The organism is Burkholderia sp. AU18528 (assembly GCF_002223215.2).
Classification (GTDB): domain Bacteria; phylum Pseudomonadota; class Gammaproteobacteria; order Burkholderiales; family Burkholderiaceae; genus Burkholderia; species Burkholderia semiarida.
Window position 1 is genome coordinate 72,314 of sequence record NZ_NKFC02000004.1, and the last position, 23,445, is coordinate 95,758.

A 23,445-nucleotide genomic window follows, 5' to 3' on the forward strand; every position below is an offset into this window, starting at 1 on the left:
GCACGTGGTGGCGGTGAGCGGCATGCAGCGCACGCGTACGGTGAGCGTCGCTCGCTGGCTCGTCTACGCAGGGTCGGTGTTCGCGGGCGCGTGGCTCGCGACGCAACTGTTCTATCTCGCGCAGATCGCGCTGTGGTCGTTCGTGAATCCGGGCTCGACCGCATTCATGCGCACCGACGCGTGGTGGCTGTCGCGCGACACGCCGCCCGCGCAGATCCGGCACCAGTGGGTGCCGTACGACCAGATCTCGCGCAACCTGAAGCGGGCGCTGATCGCCTCCGAGGATTCGACGTTCGCGACCAACAACGGCTACGACGTCGACGCGATCCTGCAGGCGTGGGAGAAGAACAAGGCGCGCGGCAGGATCGTCGCGGGCGGCTCGACGATCACGCAGCAGCTCGCCCGCAACCTGTTCCTGTCGCGCGAGAAGAGCTACATCCGCAAGGGGCAGGAGCTCATCATCACGTGGATGCTCGAAACGGTGCTCGACAAGGAACGCATCTTCGAGATCTACCTGAATTCGGTCGAATGGGGCCGCGGCGTGTACGGCGCCGAGGCGGCCGCACGCTATTACTACAGGATTCCCGCGAGCCGGCTCGGCGCGTGGCAGTCGGCGCGTCTCGCGGTGATGCTGCCGAAGCCGCGCTGGTTCGATGCGCATCGCGGCTCGGCCTACCAGGCGCAGCGTGCGGCGGTCATCGCGCGCCGGATGGGCGCGGCCGAGCTGCCGCAATCCGAGTAAGCGGCGCGTCTGCGCCGCTGTATTGTCCGTTTCGCCGCCGACGCGCGATTGGTGCGCTGCAGCGCGTTCGTGTCATCCCCATTTCGGGCCACATCCTTTAGACGAATACATCTATTTCGCTTTGCTGAGCAATGCCGTCGACCGCGCGATTTTGGTGGTCGGCTTCGCACGAAATCGGTGCTTTTTTAGTCATCGCGGGTAAACGCGAAAGTCGATGAAAGCGACGTGAAATGCAACGTTTCGCGAATCGAAGCATTCCTGAAAGGTGTGCGCCGCACCGGCCGCACGCCAAATATTTCCAAATTTTTCAAAGCCGGCGGGCTCGCGTATATTGGCCGGCGCCTCGGCTCATCGGCCGCAATCGAGGCGGGGGGCGGCTTATCCGGCTGCTCGACACGAAAAACATCCGAGAGAAGGAACGCAACGATGCCAGCGAGCAAAGCGAAGCTGTTGTTGGGGGTGGTGTGTTCTTCGCTGATTCTGACGGCCTGCAACGACGACGTGACGTCGTCCGCTGCGGCGAGCGCCGCGAATTCAGCCGATCCGGCCGGTCAGGTCGACCGCGCGTACAACGATCCGAACAGTTATTCGTCGAGCGCGAACGCGTCGCTCGACGCGGCCGCCGCGGTCGAAAAGGCGGCCGTCACGCACCACCAGATCACGCTGAACGGCAAGACGATCCGGTACACGGCCACCGCCGGCCACCTCGTCGCGCGCAATCCGCAGACGGGCGCGCCCGAAGCGTCGTTCTTCTACGTCGCCTACACGGCCGACAACCAGCCCGCCGCGAAGCGGCCCGTCACGTTCCTGTACAACGGCGGCCCCGGTTCGGCCTCGGTGTGGCTGCATCTCGGCTCGTTCGGCCCGCGCCGGATCCAGACCGGCGACCCGAACGCGAACACGTCGACGTTCCCGTTCGTCGACAACCAGGACACGCTGCTCGACACGACCGACCTCGTGTTCGTCGATGCGATCGGCACCGGCTTTTCGGAGGCGATCGCGCCGAACACGAACCAGACGTTCTGGGGCGTCGACCAGGACGCCGGCGCATTCCGCGATTTCGTGACGCGCTACCTGAACGTGAACCAGCGCGGCGCTTCGCCGAAATACCTGTTCGGCGAATCGTACGGCACGCCGCGCACCGACGTGCTCGCGAACCTGCTCGAGACGGCCGGCGTGAAGCTCGACGGCATCGTGCTGCAGTCGTCGATCCTGAACTACAACACCAACTGCGACATGGCGAGCGACTATGTCGGCAACTCGAACAACGGCGCGAGCCCGGTGAGCTGCGCGGGCTTCGTGCCGTCGTACGGCACGGTCGGCGCGTACTACCAGCTCGACAACCCGAACCCGTCGAACCTGCCGCAGTATGCGGACCAGATGCGCCTGCTGACGGCCGGCAGCTACGCGCCCGCCGTGAACGCGTACCTCGCGAGCCACACGCCATCGCCGCCGAACCTGGTCACGACGATGGTGAATTCGACCGGCGTGAAGCAAGCGCTGTGGAATGCGGACTTCAACGTGGTCCCGACCTTCTTCGACAACAGCTTCCAGTTGTCGCTCGTTCCGGGCACGCTGATCGGCCGCTACGACGCACGCGTGAACGTGCCCCTGTCGAGCCCGCTCGCGGCCGACGGCGATCCGTCCAGCTCGTTCATCACGAAGCCGTTCACCGACACGATCGGCGGCTACCTGCCGAACGAACTCAAGTACACCGCGCAGTCGGCCTACTCGGTGAGCAGCAATGCGATCAACACGTGGGACTGGACGCACGACGGCCTCGCGATGCCCGACACGATCCCCGATCTGGCCGCGGCGCTGACGCTGAATCCGCAGTTGAAGGTGCTGTCGCTGAACGGGTATCACGACATCGCGACGCCGTTCTACCAGACCGAGCTCGACCTCGCGCGGCTCGGCACGCAACCGAACCTGACGATCAAGGACTATCAGGGCGGGCACATGGTCTATCTCGACGATACGTCGCGTCCGCAGGAGAAAGCCGACCTCGTGACCTTCTACAACGCGGCCGCGCACTGATGCGCGAGGCCGGCGACAGGCGCCCTCGGCGGCGCCGCTCGCCGGCAGTCGACCTCATTCCAGACTGGAGCCTGACATGAAGAATCGTTTCATCGTCGTTGCTGCGGCGCTTGCATGCGTCTGCGCTGCCACATCCATTTCCGCGTTCGCACAGGCGAGCGACGCCGTCGCGCCGGCGCGTGCGCGCCAGGCGCAGCTCGGCGATCCGTACGTGCCGCCGGCCGCGCGCCACGCGAGCGCCGGCACGCAGACGACCGGCGCCGCACTGCATGCGCAGGTGGTGCGCAAGCTCGCGCGGCAGTTCAGCGCGGCCGATACGCAGAACACGGGTTCGATCACCGAGTCGCAGGCGCGCGCGGCCGGCCTCGGCTACGTCGCGAACCACTTCCGGCAGATCGATGCGGGCGGCAGCGGCCGCGTGTCGTTCGCCGACGTACAGCGCTACATGCAGGCGCGCGGCACGAGCCAGCAGTAAGCGCGGGACGCGGTGAGCAAACGGGGGCGGAACCTGCGGCACGGCGGGTTCCGCCCCCGTGCGCATCGCCGGGCGGTTGCGCGAGCCCCGGGTCGATCTCGCCTGAATTCTCATTATCTGGACAACGCATTCAAATATTGGAGCCGAGTGCGTGCGCTCCTACAATCCGAAGCACATCGACAGCTTCGGACCCACGCATCGCGCGGCGCCCGTCGCACACGGAGACACCTTCCATGAAGTTCGCCGGGCGCTTTACTCGGTGCATCGACCGCCGCCACGCCGCAGCACGGGACGCAGTTCCGGCGCCGCGCGAGCGGCTTCACCGATTCCGTTGAAGAAGCCCCGCCCCATGACCAAGATGCCAGACTCCCTTGCCCTCGACGCCCGGCGCGCGATGCCGGCCGAACCGTCGCTGACCGACAGCATCGGCGCGACCAGCACGCCGCTCGACCTCGCCGCGCAGCAGGCCGGCACGCAGACGCTGCTGCGCGGCCTCGCGATTCTCGAGGCGATCGCGAACGGCGCGCGCGACATGCGTGCGATCGGCGCCGCGCTCGGCACGACGCGCAGCACGACGCATCGCCTCGTCAGCAGCCTCGTGCAGGCGCGCTATCTGCGCCAGGTGCAGGGCGGCTACCTGCTCGGCCCGAAGCTGATCGAGCTCGGCACGATCGCGCTCGAACAGATGCCGCTCACCGCGGTGGCGCGTCCGCATCTGGAGGCGCTCGCGGAAGCGACGCTCGACACGATCCATCTCGGCGTGCGCGACGGCGACGACGTGCTGTACATCGACAAGATTCCCGGCACGCGCGGCCTCGAGATGCGCTCGCGCGTCGGCCACCGGATGCCGCTCGCATCGACCGGCATCGGCAAGGCGATGATGCTCGACCTCGATCCCGAGCTGTGGCGCTCGCTGTTCGAAGCCGCGCGCCGCGCGCTGGCCGGCGTCAACTTCAAGCCCGACAACCGGCCCGAGACGAATGCGTTCCTGCAGCGCATGGCCCATTACGCGGCCGGCGGCTATACGTTCGACCTCGAGGAAAACGAGGCGTCGATCCGCTGCGTGGCCGCGCCGATCCGCGACGCGTCGGGCGCGATCGTCGCGGCGGTGTCGGTCGCGAGCACGATTCCGTACATGCCGCACGACCGGATGGACGAACTGATTCCGCTCGTGCAGCGCGAAGCGCGAGCCATTTCCGCGGAACTGGGCTGGAGCCCGCCGCAGGGTACCCGCAGGATCAAACGATGACGACTTCGACCCGGCCCGTTCCGGATGCCTGTTCCGCCGCCCCGTCGCTGATCGCGCTCGACTGGGGCACCACGTCGCTGCGCGCCTATCTGTACGACGCGCATGGCGTGCCGATCGACACGCGCAGCCGGGCGGCCGGCGTGATGCACGTACCGGGCGGCGGCGCGCGTGCGTTCGACGCGGTGTTCGAGGAAGCGTGCGGCGACTGGCTCGACCGCACGCCCGGCCTGCCGGTGCTCGCCGCCGGGATGGTCGGCAGCGCGCAGGGCTGGCGCGAAGCGCCGTACGTCGCGGTGCCGGCCGGCGCCGACGCGCTCGTCGCGGGCCTCATCACGGTGACCACGGCGCGCGGCGCGACAGTCTCGATCGTGCCGGGCGTGATCGCGACGGGCGACTTGCCCGACGTGATGCGCGGCGAAGAAACGCAGATCGTCGGCGCGCTCGCGAGCGATCCCACGCTTGGCGCCGATCGTTCAGGGGTACTGATCGGCTTGCCGGGCACGCATGCGAAATGGGCGTGGGTGAAGGACGGGCTGATCGAACGCTTCCAGACCTTCATGACCGGCGAGCTGTTCGCGGTGCTGCGCGATCACACGATCCTCGGCCGCACGATGCGCGCGGGTGCGTCGCCCGACCGTGGCGCGTTCGTGCGCGGCGTGGCGGTCGCGCGCGGCGCGCGGCACACGGGGCTGCTCGCGACGATTTTCAGCACGCGCACGCTCGGCCTGACCGACCGGCTCGCACCCGATGCGCAGGGCGACTACCTGTCCGGCCTGCTGATCGGCCATGAGCTCAATGCGCTCGACGCGATGCTCGCGGAGCGCGGCATCGCGCTCGCGGACCAGCCGCTGCTGCTGATCGGCGACGACGGCCTGTGTTCGCGCTACGTCGATGCGCTCCAGGTATTCGGCCATGCGCATGCGCGTGTCGCCGCGCAGGCGACCGAGCGCGGCCTGTGGCGGATCGCGTCGCGCGCCGGGCTCGTGCGCGCGGACGGCGAGCCCGTCTGCGCCGACCAATGAACTGCTTGCAGAGGAATCTTCGATGCCGTCCGACCTGACATTGCCCGCGCCGTACACGCCCCACGCCGCATTGATGCGCGCGTTCGATGCGTGCCCGCTGATCGCGATCATGCGTGGCATCACGCCCGCGGAAGCGGCCGACCACGGCCGCGCGCTCTACGAAGCCGGCTTCCGGATCGTCGAGGTGCCGCTGAACTCGCCGGAGCCGTTCGACAGCATCGCGGCGCTGCGCCGCGCGTTGCCCGACGACATGATCGTCGGTGCGGGCACCGTGCTGCGCGCCGAGTACGTCGACCGCGTGCAGGACGCGGGCGGCGCGCTGATCGTGATGCCGCACAGCGACGCGGCCGTGATCCGCCGCGCACGCGAGCGCGGGCTGGCGAGCGCGCCGGGCGTCGCAACGCCGACCGAAGCATTCGCGGCGCTGACGAACGGCGCCGACGTGCTGAAGATGTTCCCGGCCGAGCAGCTCGGCGTGACGGTCGTGAAGGCGTGGCGCGCGGTGATCGACCGTGCGGTGCCGCTGGTTCCGGTCGGCGGGATCGCACCGGACAACATGCGGCCGTTTCTCGACGCCGGCGCGAACGGTTTCGGGCTCGGCTCGGCGCTGTACCGTCCCGGCCAGTCGGCGGATACGACCGCGGCGAATGCGCGCGCGTTCCAGGCCGGCTTGCGCGCGGCACGCGGCGGAGCCGCATGATGGGCCGCCTCGCGGGCAAGGTCGCGATGGTGACGGGCGCGGGCCGCGGCATCGGCGCCGCGATCGCGCGTGTGTTCGTGCGCGAAGGCGCGGCCGTCGCGCTCGTCGATCTCGACTTCCCGCAGGCGCAGCACACGGCCGCCGCGATCGCACACGAATGCGACGGCGCGCGCGTGCTGCCGTTGCAGGCGGACGTCGCGCGGCAGCAGGCGGTGCGCGATGCGCTCGCGCGGACGGAAGCGGCGTTCGGCCCGCTCGACGTGCTCGTGAACAACGCGGGCATCAACGTGTTCGCCGATCCGCTGACGATGACCGACGACGACTGGCGCCGCTGCTTCGCGGTCGATCTCGACGGCGTGTGGCACGGCTGCCGCGCGGCGCTGGAGGGCATGGTCGAGCGCGGTCGCGGCAGCATCGTGAACATCGCGTCGACGCATGCATTCAGGATCATTCCGGGGTGCTTTCCGTACCCGGTCGCGAAGCACGGCGTGCTCGGCCTGACACGTGCGCTCGGCATCGAATACGCGGCGCGCAACGTGCGCGTGAACGCGATCGCGCCGGGCTACATCGAGACGCAACTGACGCGCGACTGGTGGGACGCGCAGCCCGATCCGGCCGCCGCGCGCGCCGAGACGCTCGCGCTGCAGCCGATGAAGCGGATCGGGAAACCGGAGGAGGTCGCGATGACGGCCGTGTTCCTCGCGTCCGACGAGGCGCCTTTCATCAATGCCGCGTGCATCACCGTCGATGGCGGGCGCGCGGCGCTGTATCACGACTGACACGATTGACGTAACGATTCGAAAGACCGCACGTGCGACGGCCGCGCGCACGCTGCGTCGAAACCAACAAGCGGCTGCATCCTGTTCGATGAAAACAAGGAGACACTGGAGATGAAACGCAGAACGTTCGTAACGCTGGCCGCCGCGGCCGCGGTGGTGATGGGCAGCCCGGTCGCGCACGCGGCCGACCCGGTCAAGATCGGCTTCCTCGTGAAGCAGCCGGAAGAGCCGTGGTTCCAGGACGAGTGGAAATTCGCCGAGATCGCCGCGAAGCAGAAGGGCTTCACGCTCGTGAAGATCGGCGCGCCGTCCGGCGAGAAGGTGATGAGCGCGATCGACAACCTGTCCGCGCAGAAGGCGCAGGGCTTCATCATCTGCACGCCCGACGTGAAGCTCGGGCCGGGCATCGTCGCGAAGGCGAAGTCGCACAACCTGAAGATGATGACGGTCGACGACCGCCTCGTCGACGGCGCGGGCAAGCCGATCGAGTCGGTGCCTCACATGGGGATTTCCGCATACAACATCGGCAAGCAGGTCGGCGACGGCATCGCGGCCGAGATCAAGAAGCGCGGCTGGGACATGAAGGACGTCGGTGCGATCGACATCACGTACGAGCAGTTGCCGACCGCGCACGACCGCACGAGCGGCGCGACCGACGCGCTGGTGGCCGCCGGCTTCCCGAAGGCGAACGTGATCGCGGCGCCGCAGGCGAAGACCGATACCGAGAACGCGTTCAACGCGGCGAACATCGCGCTCACGAAGAACCCGCAGTTCAAGCACTGGGTCGCGTACGGCCTGAACGACGAGGCCGTGCTCGGCGCGGTGCGCGCGGCCGAAGGGCGCGGCTTCAAGGCCGACAACATGATCGGCATCGGCATCGGCGGTTCCGATTCGGCGTTGAACGAGTTCAAGAAGCCGCAGCCGACGGGCTTCTACGGCACCGTGATCATCAGCCCGAAGCGCCACGGCGAGGAAACCTCGGACCTGATGTACGCGTGGATCACGCAGGGCAAGGCGCCGCCGCCGCTGACGCTGACGACGGGCATGCTCGCGACGCGCGAGAACGTGTCGAAGGTGCGCGAGGAGATGGGGCTCGCATCGAAGTAAGCGGCCCGCCGGCTGCCGCGGCGACGCGGCGGCCGGCGGTCGATGGATCCGGAAGTGGGGAGACGACGTGTCAGCGGCACTGCGTTTTGACAATATCGGCAAGGTATTTCCCGGCGTGCGCGCACTCGACGGCATTTCGTTCGACGTGCATGCGGGCGAGGTGCATGGCCTGATGGGCGAGAACGGCGCGGGCAAGTCGACGCTGTTGAAGATTCTCGGCGGCGAATACCAGCCCGACGCGGGCAGCGTGCTGGTCGACGGCCAGCCCGTGCAGTTCGCGAATGCGGCCGCGTCGATCGCGGCCGGCATCGCGGTGATTCACCAGGAATTGCAGTACGTGCCCGACCTGACGGTCGCGGAAAACCTGCTGCTCGGCCGCCTGCCGAATGCGTTCGGCTGGGTCAGGAAGCGCGAGGCGAAGCGTTACGTGCGCGAGCGGCTCGCCGAGATGGGCGTCGATCTCGACCCCGACGCGCGGCTCGGGCGGCTGTCGATCGCGCAGCGGCAGATGGTCGAGATCTGCAAGGCGCTGATGCGCAATGCACGCGTGATCGCGCTCGACGAACCGACGAGCTCGCTGTCGCATCGCGAGACGGAAGTGCTGTTCAAGCTGGTCGACGATCTGCGCGCGCAGGGCCGTGCGCTGATCTACATCTCGCACCGGATGGACGAGATCTACCGGCTGTGCGACGCGTGCACGATCTTCCGCGACGGGCGCAAGATCGCGTCGCACGAGGCGCTGGCCGACGTGCCGCGCGAGCGGCTCGTCGCCGAGATGGTCGGGCGCGAGATCGCCGACATCTACCATTACGCGCCGCGCGCGCTCGGCGACGTGCGGTTTTCCGCCGAAGGCGTCGACGGCCCGGCGCTGCGCGAACCCGCGAGCTTCTCGGTGCGCGCGGGCGAGATCGTCGGCTTCTTCGGGCTCGTCGGCGCGGGCCGCAGCGAGTTGATGCGGCTCGTGTACGGCGCGGACCGCCGGCGCGCGGGCGTGCTGACGCTCGACGGCGAGCGCATCGACGTGAAGCGCACCGGCGACGCGATCCGCCACGGCATCGTGCTGTGCCCCGAGGACCGCAAGGAAGAAGGGATCATCGCGATCGCGTCGGTCGCGGAGAACATCAACATCAGTTGCCGCCGCCATTCGCTGCGCGCGGGGCTCTTCATCAACGGCAAGACCGAAAGCGAAACGGCCGACCGCTTCATCCAGCGGCTGAAGATCAAGACGCCGAACCGGCGGCAGAAGATCCGCTTCCTGTCGGGCGGCAACCAGCAGAAGGCGATCCTGTCGCGCTGGCTCGCGGAGCCCGACCTGAAGGTCGTGATTCTCGACGAGCCGACGCGCGGGATCGACGTCGGCGCGAAGCACGAGATCTACGACGTGATCTACCGGCTCGCGGAGCGCGGCTGCGCGATCGTGATGGTGTCGTCGGAGCTGCCGGAAGTGCTCGGCGTGTCCGATCGCATCGTCGTGATGCGCGAAGGGCGGATCGCCGGCGAGCTGGCGCGCGCCGACGCGAACGAGCACGCGGTGCTGAACCTCGCGCTGCCGCAGACGAGCGCGGCCGAGGCGGCCTGACGCGGCCGGATACGTCCGGACAAGCCCGGGACAATCGAATCGAACACGCGCGGCGCGGGCCGCGCGATGCAGGAGCAGGAGACACACCATGCAAGCCAACGAAAACCTTGCCAGCGCCGCCGTGAAGCCGTCGGCCGACGCGCTGGTTCCGCAGCAGAGCGACCGCCAGAAGTGGTGGCAGCATCTGACCGAATACAGCCTGATCGCGATCTTCGCGGTGATGTTCATCACGATGTCGCTGACCGTCGATCACTTCTTCTCGATCGACAACATGCTCGGCCTCGCGCTGTCGATCTCGCAGATCGGCATGGTCGCGTGCACGATGATGTTCTGTCTCGCGTCGCGCGACTTCGACCTGTCGATCGGCTCGACCGTCGCGTTCTCCGGCGTGCTGTGCGCGATGGTGCTGAACGCGACCGACAACACGTTCGTCGCGATCGTCGCCGCGGTCGCGGCCGGCGCCGCGATCGGCTTCGTGAACGGCGCGGTGATCGCGTACCTGCGCATCAACGCGCTGATCACGACGCTCGCGACGATGGAGATCGTGCGCGGGCTCGGCTTCATCGTGTCGAAGGGGCAGGCAGTCGGCGTGTCGTCGGATACCTTCATCGCGCTCGGCGGGCTGTCGATGTTCGGCGTGTCGCTGCCGATCTGGGTCACGCTGCTGTGCTTCATCGGGTTCGGCGTGCTGCTGAACCAGACCGTGTACGGCCGCAACACGCTCGCGATCGGCGGCAATCCGGAAGCGTCGCGGCTCGCGGGGATCAACGTCGAACGCACGCGCGTGTACATCTTCCTGATCCAGGGCGCGGTGACCGCGCTCGCGGGCGTGATCCTCGCATCGCGCATCACGTCGGGCCAGCCGAACGCCGCGCAAGGCTTCGAACTGAACGTGATCTCCGCCTGCGTGCTCGGCGGCGTGTCGCTGATGGGCGGCCGCGCGACGATTTCGGGCGTCGTGATCGGCGTGCTGATCATGGGCACCGTCGAGAACGTGATGAACCTGCTGAACATCGACGCGTTCTACCAGTACCTCGTGCGCGGCGCGATCCTGCTCGCGGCCGTGCTGCTCGACCAGTTGAAGAACCGCGGCGTACGCGACTGACCGAATCCACGGAGACGATACGCATGACCATCGACCCATCAGTGCACGGCGCGCACGCGGCCGCGAGCGACGCGCGCTATGCGCGCTACCCGAGCCTCGAGGATCGCGCGGTGCTGATCACGGGCGGCGCGACCGGCATCGGCGCGTCGTTCGTCGAGCACTTCGCCGAACAGGGCGCGCGCGTCGCGTTCGTCGACCTCGACGCGGCGGCCGGCGCCGCGCTGGCCGAACGCCTCGCGCACGTGCGCCATGCGCCGCTGTTCCTGTCCTGCGACCTGACCGACATCGACGCGCTGCGCCGGGCGATCGACGCGATCCGCGCGCGCATCGGCGCGATCGCGGTGCTCGTGAACAATGCGGCGAACGACACGCGCCATGCGATCGGCGACGTGACGCCCGCGTCGTTCGATGCCGGCATCGCGGTGAACCTGCGTCACCAGTTCTTCGCCGCGCAGGCGGTGATCGACGACATGAAGCGGCAGGGCGGCGGCTCGATCGTCAATCTCGGCTCGATCAGCTGGATGCTGAAGAATGGCGGCTATCCCGTCTACGTGATGGCGAAGGCGGCCGTGCAGGGCCTGACGCGAGGCCTCGCGCGCGATCTCGGCCCGTTCGGCATCCGCGTGAATTCGCTGGTGCCCGGCTGGGTGATGACCGACAAGCAGCGCCGGCTGTGGCTCGACGACGCGGGCCGCGCGGCGATCAAGGCCGGCCAGTGCATCGACGCCGAACTGCTGCCGGCCGACCTCGCACGGATGGCGCTGTTTCTCGCGGCCGACGACAGCCGGATGATCACCGCGCAGGACGTGATCGTCGACGGCGGCTGGGCCTGACCGTTCGCACCGACCTGCATCGTTTTTTCGACGAAGGAAAGGAGCTCACCATGACCGCCACGTCCTCGCGCGCATCGTCGTCCGCCAGCCAGTCGCGCCGCGCGCGTCTGGCCGCCGCCGCCCAGCCGGTCAGCCCCGGCCCGCAGACGGCCGTGTTCGCGCAGGGCGTCGGCGCCGCGCATGCGGCGGCCGTCACGCTGTCGAACGCGTCGCTGCGGCTCGACGTGCTGCCGCACCTCGGCGGCGGCATCGCGCGCTTCGACTGGCGCGGCGACAACGGCGCGCTGATGCCGGTGTTCCGCCGTTGCGAGCACCCGGAGACGGCGACGGACCCGAACGAGCTCGCATGCTACCCGCTGCTGCCGTACTCGAACCGGATCGGCGGCGGGCGCTTCGAATGCGACGGGCGCAAGGTCGCGGTGCCGCGCAACCGCCGCGACGAGCCGCTGCCGATCCACGGCGACGGCTGGCTCGCGCCGTGGCAGGTGGACGATGCGACCGACACGTCGCTGCAACTGTCGCTCGATCGTGCGGCCGGCGCGCCGTATGCGTTCCGCGCGATCCAGTCGTTCGAACTCGACGACGCGACGCTGTCGATCGCGCTGACGATCGAGAACGCGGGGCGCGCGCGGCTGCCGTTCGGGCTCGGCGTGCATCCGTTCCTCGTGCGCGATACGGAGACCGAGCTGGCCGCGGCGGCGGGCGGCCTGTGGCTGTCGGGCGCCGATTTCCTGCCGGTGCGGCACGTCAGCGTGCCGCCGGCCTGGCAGTTCGGCGTCGCGTATCCGCTGCCGGCCACGCTCGTCAATCACGCGTTCACCGGCTGGGGCGGCCACGCGACGGTGAGCTGGCCGCGCCGCCGGCTGTCGCTGACCGTCGCGGCCGACGCGGACGCGTACGTGCTCTATACGCCGCCGGGCGAGGATTTCTTCTGCTTCGAGCCGGTCGATCATCCGATCAATGCGGTGAACCTGCCGGGCGGCGCGGCCGCGCACGGGATGACGCTGCTCGCGCCCGGCGAGCGGCTCACGCGGCGCTTCGCGTTCACCGTCGAGCGCGCCGATGCGCGCGGCAATGGCGCGACACGCGAGGCAGCGCGGCGACGCGGGTAAAATACGCGGTCTACCAACGGTTTGCCGCGAGTATCCGCCATGTCTTCCCCGCTTACTTTCATCGAATCGCTGCGCGCCGCGTGGCAGCGCACGAATTCGCTGCTGTGCGTCGGCCTCGATCCCGAGCCGTCGCGCTTTCCCGTGCAGTTCGACGGCCAGCCCGACGCGATCTTCGAATTCTGCCGGCAGATCGTCGACGCGACCGCGCCGTATGCGAGCGCGTTCAAGCCGCAGATCGCGTACTTCGCCGCGCATCGCGCGGAAGACCAGCTCGAGCGGCTGATCGCGCACATCCATCTCCAGCATCCGGGCCTGCCCGTGATCCTCGACGCGAAGCGCGGCGACATCGGCAGCACGGCCGAGCAGTACGCGCGCGAGGCGTTCGAGCGCTATCGCGCGGACGCCGTCACGGTGAACCCGTACATGGGCTACGACTCGGTCGAGCCGTACTTCGAGCATGAAGGCAAGGGCGTGATCGTGCTGTGCCGCACGTCGAACCCGGGCGGCTCGGACCTGCAGTTCCTCGATACGAACGGGCGGCCGCTGTATCAGGTCGTGGCCGATCTCGCGGCGAACAAGTGGAACGCGAAGAACGGCCAGCTCGGCCTCGTGGTCGGCGCGACGTTCCCGAAGGAAATCGAGATCGTGCGCGGGATCGTCGGCGACATGCCGCTCCTGATCCCCGGCATCGGCGCGCAGGGCGGCGACGTGCAGGCGACCGTCAACGCGGGCCGCACGGCCGACGGCACCGGGATGATGATCAACTCGTCGCGCGCGATCCTGTATGCGAGCAAGGGCGAGGATTTCGCCGAAGCCGCGGCGCTCGCCGCGCAGAAGACGCGCGACACGATCAACGCGCATCGCTGAAATACCGGCCGCCCGCTCGGGCGGCCTTCGACCGCCGCGCCCGCGTTCGCGGGCCGCGCGCCTTCATCGTGTATTCGCCGTCCTGGCGCACGCGAACAATTTTCCGTCGCTTCCGTATCGCATACGCGCAGTTTATTCGCGCGATGCTGCCGCTTGTCATCGATCCGTCACAAAAATGTCAAAGAAGGGAGCGACGCCATGCCCAAGCTGTCCCGCCGTCTTCTGAGCGCGTTCGCCGCGTCGCTGTGCATGACGTTCGCCCATGCGGCGGACCTGTCGCACTGGCCGGCCGACAGCGCGAAAGCGCTGAACGCGATGATCGCCGCGCACGCGAACCGCGGCGACTACGCGGTGTTCGACGCCGACAACACGACCTACCGCTACGACCTCGAGGAATCGCTGCTGCCGTATCTCGAGAACCACGGCGTGCTGACGCGCGACTCGCTCGACCCGTCGCTGAAGCTGATCCCGTTCAAGGATTCCGCCGACTACAAGGAATCGCTGACGAGCTACTACTACCGGTTGTGCGAGATCGACGATCTGGTCTGCTATCCGTGGATCGCGCAGGCGTTCGCCGGGCAGTCGCTCGCCAGCCTGAAGCGCCACGTCGACGCGATGCTCGCCGACGGCAAGCCGATCCCGATCCGCTACTGGCAGGGCGACAAGGTGGTCGACGGCACGGTGAATCCGCCGCGCTTCTTCCGCGGGATGCAGGAGCTGTACAACGCGCTGCGCGAGAACGGCATCGACGTCTACGTGATGACGGCCGCGCACGAGGAACTCGCGCGGCTCGTGCTGTCCGACCCGAAGTACGGCTACAACGTGAAGCCGCAGAACGTGATCGGCGTGACGACGCTGCTGCGCGACCCGGCCACCGGCGCGCTGACCACGTCGCGGCTGCAGATCAAGGCCGGCAAGTACGACGAGGCCGCGAACCGCAACCTCGTGATCACGCCGTTCCTGATGAACCCGATGACGTGGTACGAAGGCAAGCTCGGTTCGATCGTCGGCTGGATCGACCAGTGGAAGAAGCCGGTGCTCGTCGCGGGCGACACGCCGAGCTCCGACGGCTACATGCTGCTGAACGCGACCGACGCCGCGCGCGGCGGCGTGCGCGTGTGGGTCAACAAGAAGGACAAGCAGATGACGCAGATCCGCGCGTGGTCGGACGAATCGGCCGCGAAGCAGAAGGCGCTCGGCCTGCCGGTGACGGCGGACAAGAACTGGATCGTCGTGAAGCCCGACGCGATCCAATAAGCGGGCGCGGCGCGCCACGCGCGCCCGGGCCGCTCAGCCTTCGTGTTCGTCGAGCAGCTTCAGCAGCCCGCGCAGCGCATGCGCGGCCGCCTGCGTGCGGATCTGTTCGCGGTCGCCCTTGAACACGCGCGTCTCGACGTCGGTATGCAGCCGGTTGCTCCAGCCGAACGACACGGTGCCGACCGGCTTCTTCTCGCTGCCGCCGGCCGGGCCCGCGATGCCGGTGACGGACAGCGCGACCTGCGCGCGGCTGTTGCGCAGCGCGCCTTCGGCCATCGCGCGCGCGACGGGCTCGCTGACGGCGCCGTGCTTGTCGATCAGGTCGGGCGGCACGCCGATCATCTCGATCTTGGCCTGGTTCGAGTACGTGACGAAGCCGCGCTCGAACCACTGGCTGCTGCCGGAAATGTCGGTGATCGCCGTGGCGATCATCCCGCCGGTGCAGGATTCGGCGGTGGCGAGCGTGAGGTGCTCGTCACGCAGCTTGTTGCCTGCGCGGATCGCAAGCTGGTGGACGACGGAATCGGTTGGCATGCGCGTCGGGAAACGGGAGTCGGGAAATCGGTCAGCCGGCGACGGAGCGCCACAGTGCGATCACGAGCAGCGTCATGAACGCGGCGACGAGATCGTCGGCCATGATGCCGAGCCCGCCTTTCAGGCGGCGCTCGAAGTAGCGGATCGGCGGCGGCTTGAGCATGTCGAAGAAGCGGAACGCGACGAACGCCCATAGCTGGCCGACGAAGGTCGCCGGCGTGACGAACAGCATCACGAGCCAGATCGCGACGATCTCGTCCCAGACGACGGCGCCCGGATCGGACACGCCGGCCTGCTTCGCGGTGAAACCGGTGATCCACGTGCCGGCCGCGAAGCCGACGGCGATCAGCGCCCACCATTCGGGCACCGTCAGGTAGCGGTTGAGCACGACGAACGTGAGCCAGCCGAACAGCGAGCCGAACGTGCCGGGCATGATCGGCGCGAGCCCGCTGCCGAAGCCGAGCGACACGATATGCGCGGGGTGCGACAGCATGAAGCGGGCCGTCACGCGTGTCGGCGCGGGCCGCGCGGCGCCGGACTCGGCCGCGGCGTGCGCGGGCGTCGGATCAGTCTGCATGGAAGTGGTCGAAGCCGTGCAACGTGAGAGCGAGGGGCGCGCCGGCGGCGTCGCGCCACGCGATGGCGGGCTGCGCCGACGGCGCGGACAACGCGCGTATTGTACCGATTCGCGTGACCGGCACGCCGGCCGCGGCGCCGGCCGCTTCGACCGCCGCGCGGGCCGCGACGGGCGCCGTGAAGCACAGTTCGTAATCGTCGCCGCCCGCCAGCGTGCAGCGGCGCTGCACGTCGGCCGGCAGCGTCGCGAGCGCGGCCGAGCGTGGCACCGCGTCGGCGTCGATCTCGGCGCGCACGTTCGAGCGCGTCAGGATGTGCTGGAGATCGCCGGCGAGGCCGTCCGACAGGTCGAGCGCCGCGTGCGCGACGCCCGCGAGCGCCAGGCCCAGCGTGACGCGCGGCTCCGGGCGCTCGAGCGCGCGCCGGAACGCGGCGGCTTCATCCGCGCCCGCCGTCCATTCGCCGCGGGCGACGCCGAGCCCCGCGCGCGCATCGCCGAGCGTGCCGGATACCCATACGTCGTCGCCGTCGCGCGCGGCATCGCGCCGCAGCGCCGCGCCGGGCGCGACTTCGCCGAACACGGTCACGCACAGGTTCAGTGGCCCGCTCGTCGTGTCGCCGCCGATCAGCTCGCAGCCGTATCGCTCGGCCAGCGCGAACAGCCCGTTGCTGAACGCTTCGAGCCACGCCGCGTCGGCGCGCGGTAGCGCGCACGCGAGCGTGAACGCGCGCGGCTCGGCGCCCATCGCCGCGAGATCCGACAAATTGACCGCGAGCGTCTTGTGGCCGAGCGCGTCGGGCGCGACATCGGGAAAGAAGTGGCGGCCTTCCACCAGCATGTCCGTCGAAATGGCCAGTAATTTCCCGGATCGGGGCGCAATCAGTGCGCAATCGTCGCCGATGCCGAGCGTCGACGCGCGGGCGCCCCGGGCCGCGCGGCGCGTGAAGAAGCGTTCGATCAGCGAAAACTCGGAGAGGGCGGCTGGCACGGCGGGCGGTCCGAAACGGTTGAAGGAACGGCATTGTACGAGGCGGGCGGCGGCGCGCCTGTACCATCCAGTTCATTTTTGTCGCGACTGTCGCACCCGAATCGCCGGTCTGGCGGCCGGTGATTGGCGCTACAATGCCGTCGAACAGTTATTCTAATCCGCCCGTCACGAGACACATGTCTACCCAAGCCTCCTCCAAAGCCAAGCTCCGCGAAGCCGCGCTCGACTATCACGAATTTCCGACCCCCGGCAAAATCGCGATCGCCCCGACCAAGCAGATGATCAACCAGCGCGACCTCGCGCTCGCGTATTCGCCGGGCGTGGCGTACGCGTGCGAGGAGATCGTCGAGAATCCGCTGAACGCCGCGCGCTTCACCGCGCGCAGCAACCTGGTCGGCGTCGTCACGAACGGCACGGCGGTGCTCGGTCTCGGCAACATCGGCCCGCTCGCGTCGAAGCCGGTGATGGAAGGCAAGGCCGTGCTGTTCAAGAAGTTCGCGGGCATCGACGTGTTCGACATCGAGCTGAACGAGTCGGACCCGCACAAGCTCGTCGACGTGATCGCCGCGCTGGAGCCGACCTTCGGCGGGATCAACCTCGAGGACATCAAGGCGCCGGACTGCTTCATCGTCGAGCGCGAAGCGCGCAAGCGGATGAAGATTCCGGTGTTCCACGACGACCAGCACGGCACCGCGATCGTCGTGGCCGCGGCCGTCACGAACGGCCTGAAGGTCGTCAACAAGGACATCAAGAAGGTCAAGCTCGTCGCGTCCGGCGCGGGCGCGGCCGCGCTCGCGTGCCTGGACCTGCTGGTCGACATCGGGCTGCCGCTCGAGAACATCACGGTGACCGACCTGGCCGGCGTGGTCTACAAGGGCCGCACCGAGCTGATGGATCCGGACAAGGAGCGTTTCGCGCGCGAAACCGACGCCCGCACGCTCGCCGAGGTGATCGACGGCGCGGACATCTTCCTCGGCCTGTCGGCCGCCGGCGTGCTGAAGCAGGAGATGGTGAAGGGCATGGCCGAGCGCCCGCTGATCCTCGCGCTCGCGAACCCGACGCCGGAAATCCTGCCGGAACTCGCGCTCGAAGTGCGCCCGGACGCCGTGCTGGCCACCGGCCGCACCGATTACCCGAACCAGGTCAACAACGTCCTGTGCTTCCCGTTCATCTTCCGCGGCGCGCTCGACGTCGGCGCGACGACGATCACGCGTGAAATGGAGATCGCCGCCGTGAACGCGATCGCCGAACTCGCGCAGCACGAGCAGAGCGACATCGTCGCGACCGCGTACGGCATCCAGGATCTGTCGTTCGGGCCCGAATACCTGATTCCGAAGCCGTTCGATCCGCGCCTGATCGTGAAGATCGCACCGGCCGTCGCGCAGGCCGCGATGGACGGCGGCGTCGCGACGCGCCCGATCGAGGACATGGACGCGTACAAGCAGCACCTGCAGCAGTTCGTGTACCACAGCGGCACGACGATGAAGCCGATCTTCCAGATCGCGCGCGCCGCGCCGGAAGAGAAGAAGCGCGTGGTGTTCGCGGAAGGCGAGGAAGAGCGCGTGTTGCGCGCCGTTCAGATCATCGTCGACGAAAAACTCGCGAAGCCGATCCTGATCGGCCGCCCGTCGGTGATCGAGCACCGTATCCAGCGCTACGGCCTGCGCCTGACGCCGGGCACCGACTTCACGGTCGTCAACACCGAGCACGACGAGCGCTACCGCGACTTCTGGCAGACGTACTACAAGATGATGGCGCGCAAGGGCATCAGCGAGCAGCTCGCGCGTGTCGAAATGCGCCGTCGGACGACGCTGATCGGCTCGATGCTGGTGAAGAAGGGCGAAGCGGACGGGATGATCTGCGGCACGATCAGCACCACGCACCGCCACCTGCACTTCATCGACCAGGTGATCGGCAAGCGCCCGGGCTGCAGCGTGTACGCGGCGATGAACGGCCTCGTGCTGCCGGGCCGCCAGATTTTCCTCGTCGATACGCACGTGAACGTCGATCCGACCCCGGAGGAGCTGGCCGAGATCACGATCATGGCCGCCGAAGAAGTGCGCCGCTTCGGCATCGAGCCGAAGGTCGCGCTGGTGTCGCACTCGAATTTCGGCACGAGCAACGCACCTTCGGCGAAGAAGATGCGCGATACGCTCGCGATCCTGCAGGAAACCGCGCCGGAGCTGAAGGTGGACGGCGAAATGCACGGCGACGTCGCGCTCGACGCGGCGCTGCGCAAGGAGATCCTGCCGGAATCGACGCTGGAAGGCGAAGCGAACCTGCTGATCCTGCCGAACATCGACGCCGCGAACATCGCGTACAACCTGCTGAAGACGGCCGCCGGCAACAACATCGCGATCGGGCCGATCCTGTTGGGCGCCGCGCAGCCGGTGCACGTGCTGACCGAATCGGCGACCGTTCGTCGCATCGTCAACATGGCGGCGCTGCTCGTGGCCGACGTCAACGCCGCGCGCTGAGCCGACACGAACGCGCGGCGCCGGTCGAACCGGGGCCGCGCGCCGGGCGAAATTGTAAACAAAGGCAAAAAGAGGCGTGCCCGCAAGGGGCACGCCGCGGGCAGGGCGCAACCGCGCTTCCCATAAGCAACAGCAGCATCTTTCCACTCCGGGTAGCGAGTGTGGCAAGGAGGCAGGTCTTGCCATGCGAAAGATGCCGCACGCATTTTATCCTATGTAAGATAAATGTAGTGCAATTTCGGTAAAAAATGCGGAATTCGGGGCGTCGCGTGGCTTTCGATTCCCAAACGGACATTGATTCGCGCGGCCAATAACGCTACGCTAACGCCTTTGTTGGTCGTCAACTACTTGATTTAACAGCGGGAACCCTGGTTCATGGCACGCAAGTGGCTCCGCAACGGCGCGCTCGCGTCCGTCTTCGCGATGTTCGCGATGGGTATCGTCGGCACGCCGACGGGCAGTCTGGTTTCCGCCGCTTACGCACGGGAGGCCGTTCCGGCCGACGTGGCCGCCAGCGGGCTCGATACGATCCCGACTGCCAGTCTTCCGCGCGAGGCCGTGACCACGCTGGGCCTGATCAGCGCCGGCGGCCCCTATCCGTACGAGAAAGACGGCGTCGTGTTCGGCAACCGCGAGCGGATCCTGCCGAAGGCGAAGCGCGGCTACTACCATGAGTACACGGTGCCGACGCCGCGTGCGCGCAATCGCGGCGCGCGCCGGATCGTCTGTGGCGGGCCGTTGCGCCGGATCGACAACTGTTATTACACGGGCGACCACTACAACAGTTTTAAACGTATTGTTGAATGACTTCGGGACGAATGGCATGAGCGACTCCATCTACGCGCACGATACGGCGGCGGCGGATCTGTTCGCGGCCGGCGACGGCAATCTGTTTCAGCGTGTGATTCAGCTGCACGCGGCGGCGCAGGCCGGCGGCACGCCGGAGCAACAGGAAGCCGAGCCCGGGCTTTCATCGAACGAGGAGCCTATGAGCCTTTTCACGACCGTGCGACCCAATCTCGTGCAGTCGATCCGCGCGTTCCGCGTGCAGGATCTCGCCGACGAAGCCGGTCGGCTCGGCCAGCATTTCCTGTATGCGTATTGCGGCGCCGCGCAGTCGAAGCAGGAAGTGATGGAAACGATCGCGACCTCGTTCCTGTTTCCGAAGCATTTCGGGAAGAACTACGACGCGCTGTACGATTGCCTCACCGATCTCGTCGCGAAGGCCGGCGCGCAGCCTGGTTTCGTGATCGTCCTCGAAGGGTTGCCGATCGCGCAGAAATTCGACAAGGAAGGGCGCGAAACGCTGCTCGACGTGTTCCGCGAGGCGGCCGAGTTCTGGGCCGAGCGCAAGGTCGCGTTCCGCGTGTTCTACTCGTTCGCGTAAGCGCGTCGGCGGGCCGGTACGCCGCGTTGTCGCAGCTTCCGGTCGTTGTTCGCCGCCGGCACCGGAATCCGGTGCGCAGCGTCTCGAAAACCCGCCATTGCGCGGGTTTTTGTGCATCTGGCGACTGAATCGGCGAGTGCGCCGTACGCCCGATGGGCGTACTTCACGTCATTGCAGCGATGCCGGCGACGAGCATGCGCTTGCACGGATCGTCCCGTACACGACAACGCAATTCATCGCCGCGGAATGAACCCGAGACGATCCGCGCGTTGAAGTCGAGCCGGAGCGAATCGCTCGCGGTCGCCGATCACCACCCGCCCCAGCGTGCCGCCAGCGCCGCGAGCACGGCCGCGCCGGCCGTCTCGGTGCGCAGCACGCGCGGCCCGAGCGACAACGCGGTGAACCCGCGTGCGCGGGCCGCATTTTCCTCGTCCGGCGACAGCCCGCCCTCCGGGCCGATCAGCAGCGTGACGGCGCCCGCGGGCGGCGCGTCGGGCAGCGACGCGAACGGGATGCTCGCGCGCGGCGACAGCAGCAGCCGCAGTTCGCCGTCGGCCGGCGCGGCCGGCAGCGCGTCGAGCCACGCGTGGAAGCCGGCCACCGGCGCGACGTCGGGCACGCGGTTGCGTCCGCACTGTTCGCACGACGCGCGCACGACGCCGCGCCAGTGCGCGACGCGCTTGTCCGCCCGTTCGCCGGCGAGCTTCACGACGCCGCGCGCGGTCGACAGCGGCACGACCGCCGCGACGCCGAGCTCGACGGCTTTCTCGATCACCCAGTCCATCTTGTCGCCGCCGGCGATGCCCTGCGCGAGCGTCACGCGATACGGCGGCTCGGCCTCGGCGGGCTCGAACGTATCGACCTGCACGAGCGCGCCGCGCTTGTCGACCTCGACGAGCCGCGCGCGGTACTGGCCGCCCGTGCCGTCGAACAGCGCGAGCGCGTCGCCGGGCTGCAGGCGCAGCACCTGCACGTGGCGCGCGACGTCGGCCGGCAATGCGAGCGGGGTGTCGGCGCGCGGCGCGGCGTCGACGAAAAAGCGCGGCACGGCCGCGGTGGTGGTGGCTTCATTCATGCGTGTGGCGGTTTCGGTCATGCGTCGAGACGGCACCCGAGCGCCCAGCGGTAGCCGTCGAGATCCTCGATCTGCGCGAACCGGTCGCCCCAGAACTGATCCTGCGGCGCGCTCAGCGATTTCGCGCCCGCGTCGAGCGCGCGCTGCCAGGTGGCGTCGACGTCGTCGACATACAGATAGAACGATTGCGGCGCGGTGGCGTTCGCGCGCTTCGGCGTGAGCGCGGGCGAGCCGAACGCGCCCTCGGGCGCGAACATCACGATCAACTGGCCGCGATAGGCCATCTCGACGTGCATGATCGCGCCGTCCTCGTCGTGCACGTCGCGTACCGTGAAGCCGAATGCGGCCTGGAAGAACTCGATGGCCGCGCGCGCGTTGCGCACGGTCAGGTAGGGCGTCAACCAAGGCACGTTGGCCGGACGTGGATCGGTCATGAAAATCTCCTGTTGCACGGTATCGGCGCCGCGGCGCCTGCGCCGGTCTCATGCTGGAACGACGGAACGTTGCGCGGCGTGCCGAGGTTCAGCGGCGAACGCCCAGTGTATCGCGCAGCGCGCGCGGCAGGGCAAAGAGGGACGCATGCAGCCGCGCATCGTAGTAGCGCAAGCCGTCGACGCGGCGGGCCGCGAGCCGTTCGTCGACGTCGTGCGCGAACAGCGCGGCCGCATCGAGCGTGTCGCTCGCGATCGCCATCAGCCACTGCGAGCCGTACAGCGGCACGTGCGCCGACAGTGGGTCGACGACCGCGAAGCTCGCGCGCAGATCGTCGAGCAGCGCGGCGATGCGCGCGGCATGGAACACCGGCGAGCCGAGATGCATCGAGATCGCGCCGCAGCGCGTGAGGATTCGCTTGAGCCGCGCGTAGAACGCACGCGTATAGAGGCCGGCCGCCGGCGAATCGGGCGGCGTGAGGTCGAACACCACGAGATCGAAATGTTCGACCGTCGAATCGACGAAGTGCGCGGCGTCGCCGATCACGACCTCGACGCGCGGGTCGTCGAGCGCGCCCTGGTGCACGTCGTCGAGATAGCGGCGCGCCATCCCGACCACCTCGTGGTCGAGCTCGGCGATCACGATCCGTTCGATGCACGCGTGCTTGAGCAACTGGCGCGCCGCGCCGCCGTCGCCGCCGCCGAGCACGAGCGCTTTCTTCGGCGCCGGATGCGCGAGCGCGGCCGGGTGCGTCATGCACTCGTGATACACGTACTCGTCGCCGACCGACGTCATCGGCCGGCCGTCCAGCGTGAACAGGCGCCCGAGCTGCGGCGTTTCCCACACTTCGATGCGCTGGTGCGGCGACGCCACATGCGCGAGCCGGCGCGCGTTCGGGAAGCCGTAGGCGGCGTTGGGCGTGGGATGGAAGAGAAGGGTCGTGCTCACGGGTGGGGCCGCGGGAGGCGGGCAGTTCCGACGCCTGAATTATAGGAGGCGGGCGGTTTGGCGGAAAACCGTGCCGGAACACGACGCGCCGACAAGGGAAATGCCGGCCCATCTGTTAAAATGACGAGCTTTGCAGCCCCGTCCGTTGGCTCCGTCCGCTTCG

The 23,445-nt window shown here is 68.3% G+C and carries 23 protein-coding genes; 17 read left to right on the plus strand and 6 right to left on the minus strand.

Going from position 1 to position 23,445, the window contains the following annotated elements:
- Positions 1–4 precede the first annotated feature (4 nt).
- From mtgA to CFB52_RS02950, 14 genes are all read left to right on the plus strand, one after another.
- A complete protein-coding gene (gene mtgA, locus CFB52_RS02880; RefSeq protein ID WP_059580951.1) occupies positions 5–742 on the plus strand; it encodes a monofunctional biosynthetic peptidoglycan transglycosylase in 738 nt (245 codons plus the stop codon).
- 426 nt (positions 743–1,168) lie between these two features.
- Entirely contained in the window at positions 1,169–2,779 is a 1,611-nt protein-coding gene (locus CFB52_RS02885) for a S10 family peptidase (RefSeq protein WP_180278185.1), read from the plus strand.
- 76 nt (positions 2,780–2,855) lie between these two features.
- Entirely contained in the window at positions 2,856–3,254 is a 399-nt protein-coding gene (locus tag CFB52_RS02890) for an EF-hand domain-containing protein (protein ID WP_099316057.1), read from the plus strand.
- A 349-nt stretch (positions 3,255–3,603) separates the two neighbouring features.
- The gene (locus CFB52_RS02900) at positions 3,604–4,503 is read left to right on the plus strand and encodes an IclR family transcriptional regulator (protein ID WP_059580957.1); all 900 of its coding nucleotides are present in this window, start codon (positions 3,604–3,606) and stop codon (positions 4,501–4,503) included.
- Positions 4,500–5,525 carry a 2-dehydro-3-deoxygalactonokinase gene (locus CFB52_RS02905; protein WP_099316058.1) on the plus strand — a complete coding sequence of 342 codons (1,026 nt, stop codon included), beginning with the start codon at positions 4,500–4,502 and terminating at the stop codon, positions 5,523–5,525. The genes CFB52_RS02900 and CFB52_RS02905 overlap by 4 nt, the downstream gene beginning before the upstream one ends.
- Before the next feature lie 22 nt (positions 5,526–5,547).
- Positions 5,548–6,225 carry a 2-dehydro-3-deoxy-6-phosphogalactonate aldolase gene (locus tag CFB52_RS02910; protein ID WP_059638065.1) on the plus strand — a complete coding sequence of 226 codons (678 nt, stop codon included), beginning with the start codon at positions 5,548–5,550 and terminating at the stop codon, positions 6,223–6,225.
- The gene (locus CFB52_RS02915; protein ID WP_099316604.1) at positions 6,225–7,004 is read left to right on the plus strand and encodes an SDR family oxidoreductase; all 780 of its coding nucleotides are present in this window, start codon (positions 6,225–6,227) and stop codon (positions 7,002–7,004) included. The genes CFB52_RS02910 and CFB52_RS02915 overlap by 1 nt, the downstream gene beginning before the upstream one ends.
- Before the next feature lie 111 nt (positions 7,005–7,115).
- On the plus strand, positions 7,116–8,111 hold the full coding sequence (locus tag CFB52_RS02920) for an arabinose ABC transporter substrate-binding protein (RefSeq protein WP_059580965.1): 996 nt from the start codon (positions 7,116–7,118) through the stop codon (positions 8,109–8,111).
- A 67-nt stretch (positions 8,112–8,178) separates the two neighbouring features.
- Positions 8,179–9,690 (plus strand): L-arabinose ABC transporter ATP-binding protein AraG, encoded by a 1,512-nt coding sequence (araG, locus tag CFB52_RS02925; protein WP_099316059.1) that lies wholly within the window; start codon positions 8,179–8,181, stop codon positions 9,688–9,690.
- A gap of 88 nt (positions 9,691–9,778) precedes the next feature.
- A complete protein-coding gene (araH, locus tag CFB52_RS02930; RefSeq protein WP_089434525.1) occupies positions 9,779–10,795 on the plus strand; it encodes an L-arabinose ABC transporter permease AraH in 1,017 nt (338 codons plus the stop codon).
- Positions 10,796–10,818: 23 nt separating this feature from the next.
- Entirely contained in the window at positions 10,819–11,628 is an 810-nt protein-coding gene (locus CFB52_RS02935; RefSeq protein ID WP_099316060.1) for an SDR family NAD(P)-dependent oxidoreductase, read from the plus strand.
- A 50-nt stretch (positions 11,629–11,678) separates the two neighbouring features.
- Entirely contained in the window at positions 11,679–12,740 is a 1,062-nt protein-coding gene (locus CFB52_RS02940; protein WP_060312623.1) for an aldose 1-epimerase, read from the plus strand.
- Between the two features lie 39 nt (positions 12,741–12,779).
- On the plus strand, positions 12,780–13,607 hold the full coding sequence (pyrF, locus tag CFB52_RS02945; protein ID WP_006483119.1) for an orotidine-5'-phosphate decarboxylase: 828 nt from the start codon (positions 12,780–12,782) through the stop codon (positions 13,605–13,607).
- A gap of 198 nt (positions 13,608–13,805) precedes the next feature.
- The gene (locus CFB52_RS02950; protein WP_099316061.1) at positions 13,806–14,864 is read left to right on the plus strand and encodes a phosphorylcholine phosphatase; all 1,059 of its coding nucleotides are present in this window, start codon (positions 13,806–13,808) and stop codon (positions 14,862–14,864) included.
- Between the two features lie 33 nt (positions 14,865–14,897).
- On the opposite strand, the gene CFB52_RS02955 is transcribed toward CFB52_RS02950, so the two are convergent.
- Genes CFB52_RS02955 through thiL form a run of 3 tightly spaced genes read right to left on the minus strand, consistent with a single transcriptional unit; the run spans position 14,898 to position 16,963 of the window.
- Positions 14,898–15,398, minus strand: a complete 501-nt coding sequence (locus CFB52_RS02955; protein ID WP_059580979.1) for a CinA family protein — start codon at positions 15,396–15,398, stop codon at positions 14,898–14,900.
- Positions 15,399–15,429: 31 nt separating this feature from the next.
- Positions 15,430–15,975 (minus strand): phosphatidylglycerophosphatase A, encoded by a 546-nt coding sequence (locus CFB52_RS02960; protein WP_099316062.1) that lies wholly within the window; start codon positions 15,973–15,975, stop codon positions 15,430–15,432.
- Positions 15,965–16,963 (minus strand): thiamine-phosphate kinase, encoded by a 999-nt coding sequence (gene thiL, locus CFB52_RS02965; RefSeq protein ID WP_099316063.1) that lies wholly within the window; start codon positions 16,961–16,963, stop codon positions 15,965–15,967. The genes CFB52_RS02960 and thiL overlap by 11 nt, the downstream gene beginning before the upstream one ends.
- 134 nt (positions 16,964–17,097) lie before the next feature.
- Here thiL and CFB52_RS02975 point away from each other — a divergent pair, with 134 nt between their 5' ends.
- The 3 genes from CFB52_RS02975 to CFB52_RS02985 all read left to right on the plus strand — a co-directional run bounded on the left by CFB52_RS02975 (position 17,098) and on the right by CFB52_RS02985 (position 20,827).
- Positions 17,098–19,440: an NADP-dependent malic enzyme gene (locus CFB52_RS02975; protein ID WP_367033070.1), complete on the plus strand. Its 2,343-nt coding sequence runs from the start codon at positions 17,098–17,100 to the stop codon at positions 19,438–19,440.
- A gap of 375 nt (positions 19,441–19,815) precedes the next feature.
- Positions 19,816–20,247 (plus strand): ribonuclease domain-containing protein, encoded by a 432-nt coding sequence (locus tag CFB52_RS02980; protein ID WP_060312627.1) that lies wholly within the window; start codon positions 19,816–19,818, stop codon positions 20,245–20,247.
- 16 nt (positions 20,248–20,263) lie between these two features.
- Positions 20,264–20,827, plus strand: a complete 564-nt coding sequence (locus CFB52_RS02985) for a barstar family protein (RefSeq protein ID WP_059581000.1) — start codon at positions 20,264–20,266, stop codon at positions 20,825–20,827.
- A 307-nt stretch (positions 20,828–21,134) separates the two neighbouring features.
- Here the strand turns inward: CFB52_RS02985 and CFB52_RS02990 are convergent, their stop codons facing one another.
- The 3 genes from CFB52_RS02990 to speE form a co-directional block, all read right to left on the minus strand.
- Positions 21,135–21,902, minus strand: coding sequence for a 16S rRNA (uracil(1498)-N(3))-methyltransferase (locus tag CFB52_RS02990; RefSeq protein ID WP_060313526.1), 768 nt, complete (start codon positions 21,900–21,902; stop codon positions 21,135–21,137).
- A gap of 17 nt (positions 21,903–21,919) precedes the next feature.
- Entirely contained in the window at positions 21,920–22,336 is a 417-nt protein-coding gene (locus CFB52_RS02995) for a glyoxalase/bleomycin resistance/extradiol dioxygenase family protein (protein ID WP_059581002.1), read from the minus strand.
- An 88-nt stretch (positions 22,337–22,424) separates the two neighbouring features.
- Positions 22,425–23,282, minus strand: coding sequence for a polyamine aminopropyltransferase (speE, locus tag CFB52_RS03000; protein WP_059581005.1), 858 nt, complete (start codon positions 23,280–23,282; stop codon positions 22,425–22,427).
- Positions 23,283–23,445 lie beyond the last annotated feature (163 nt).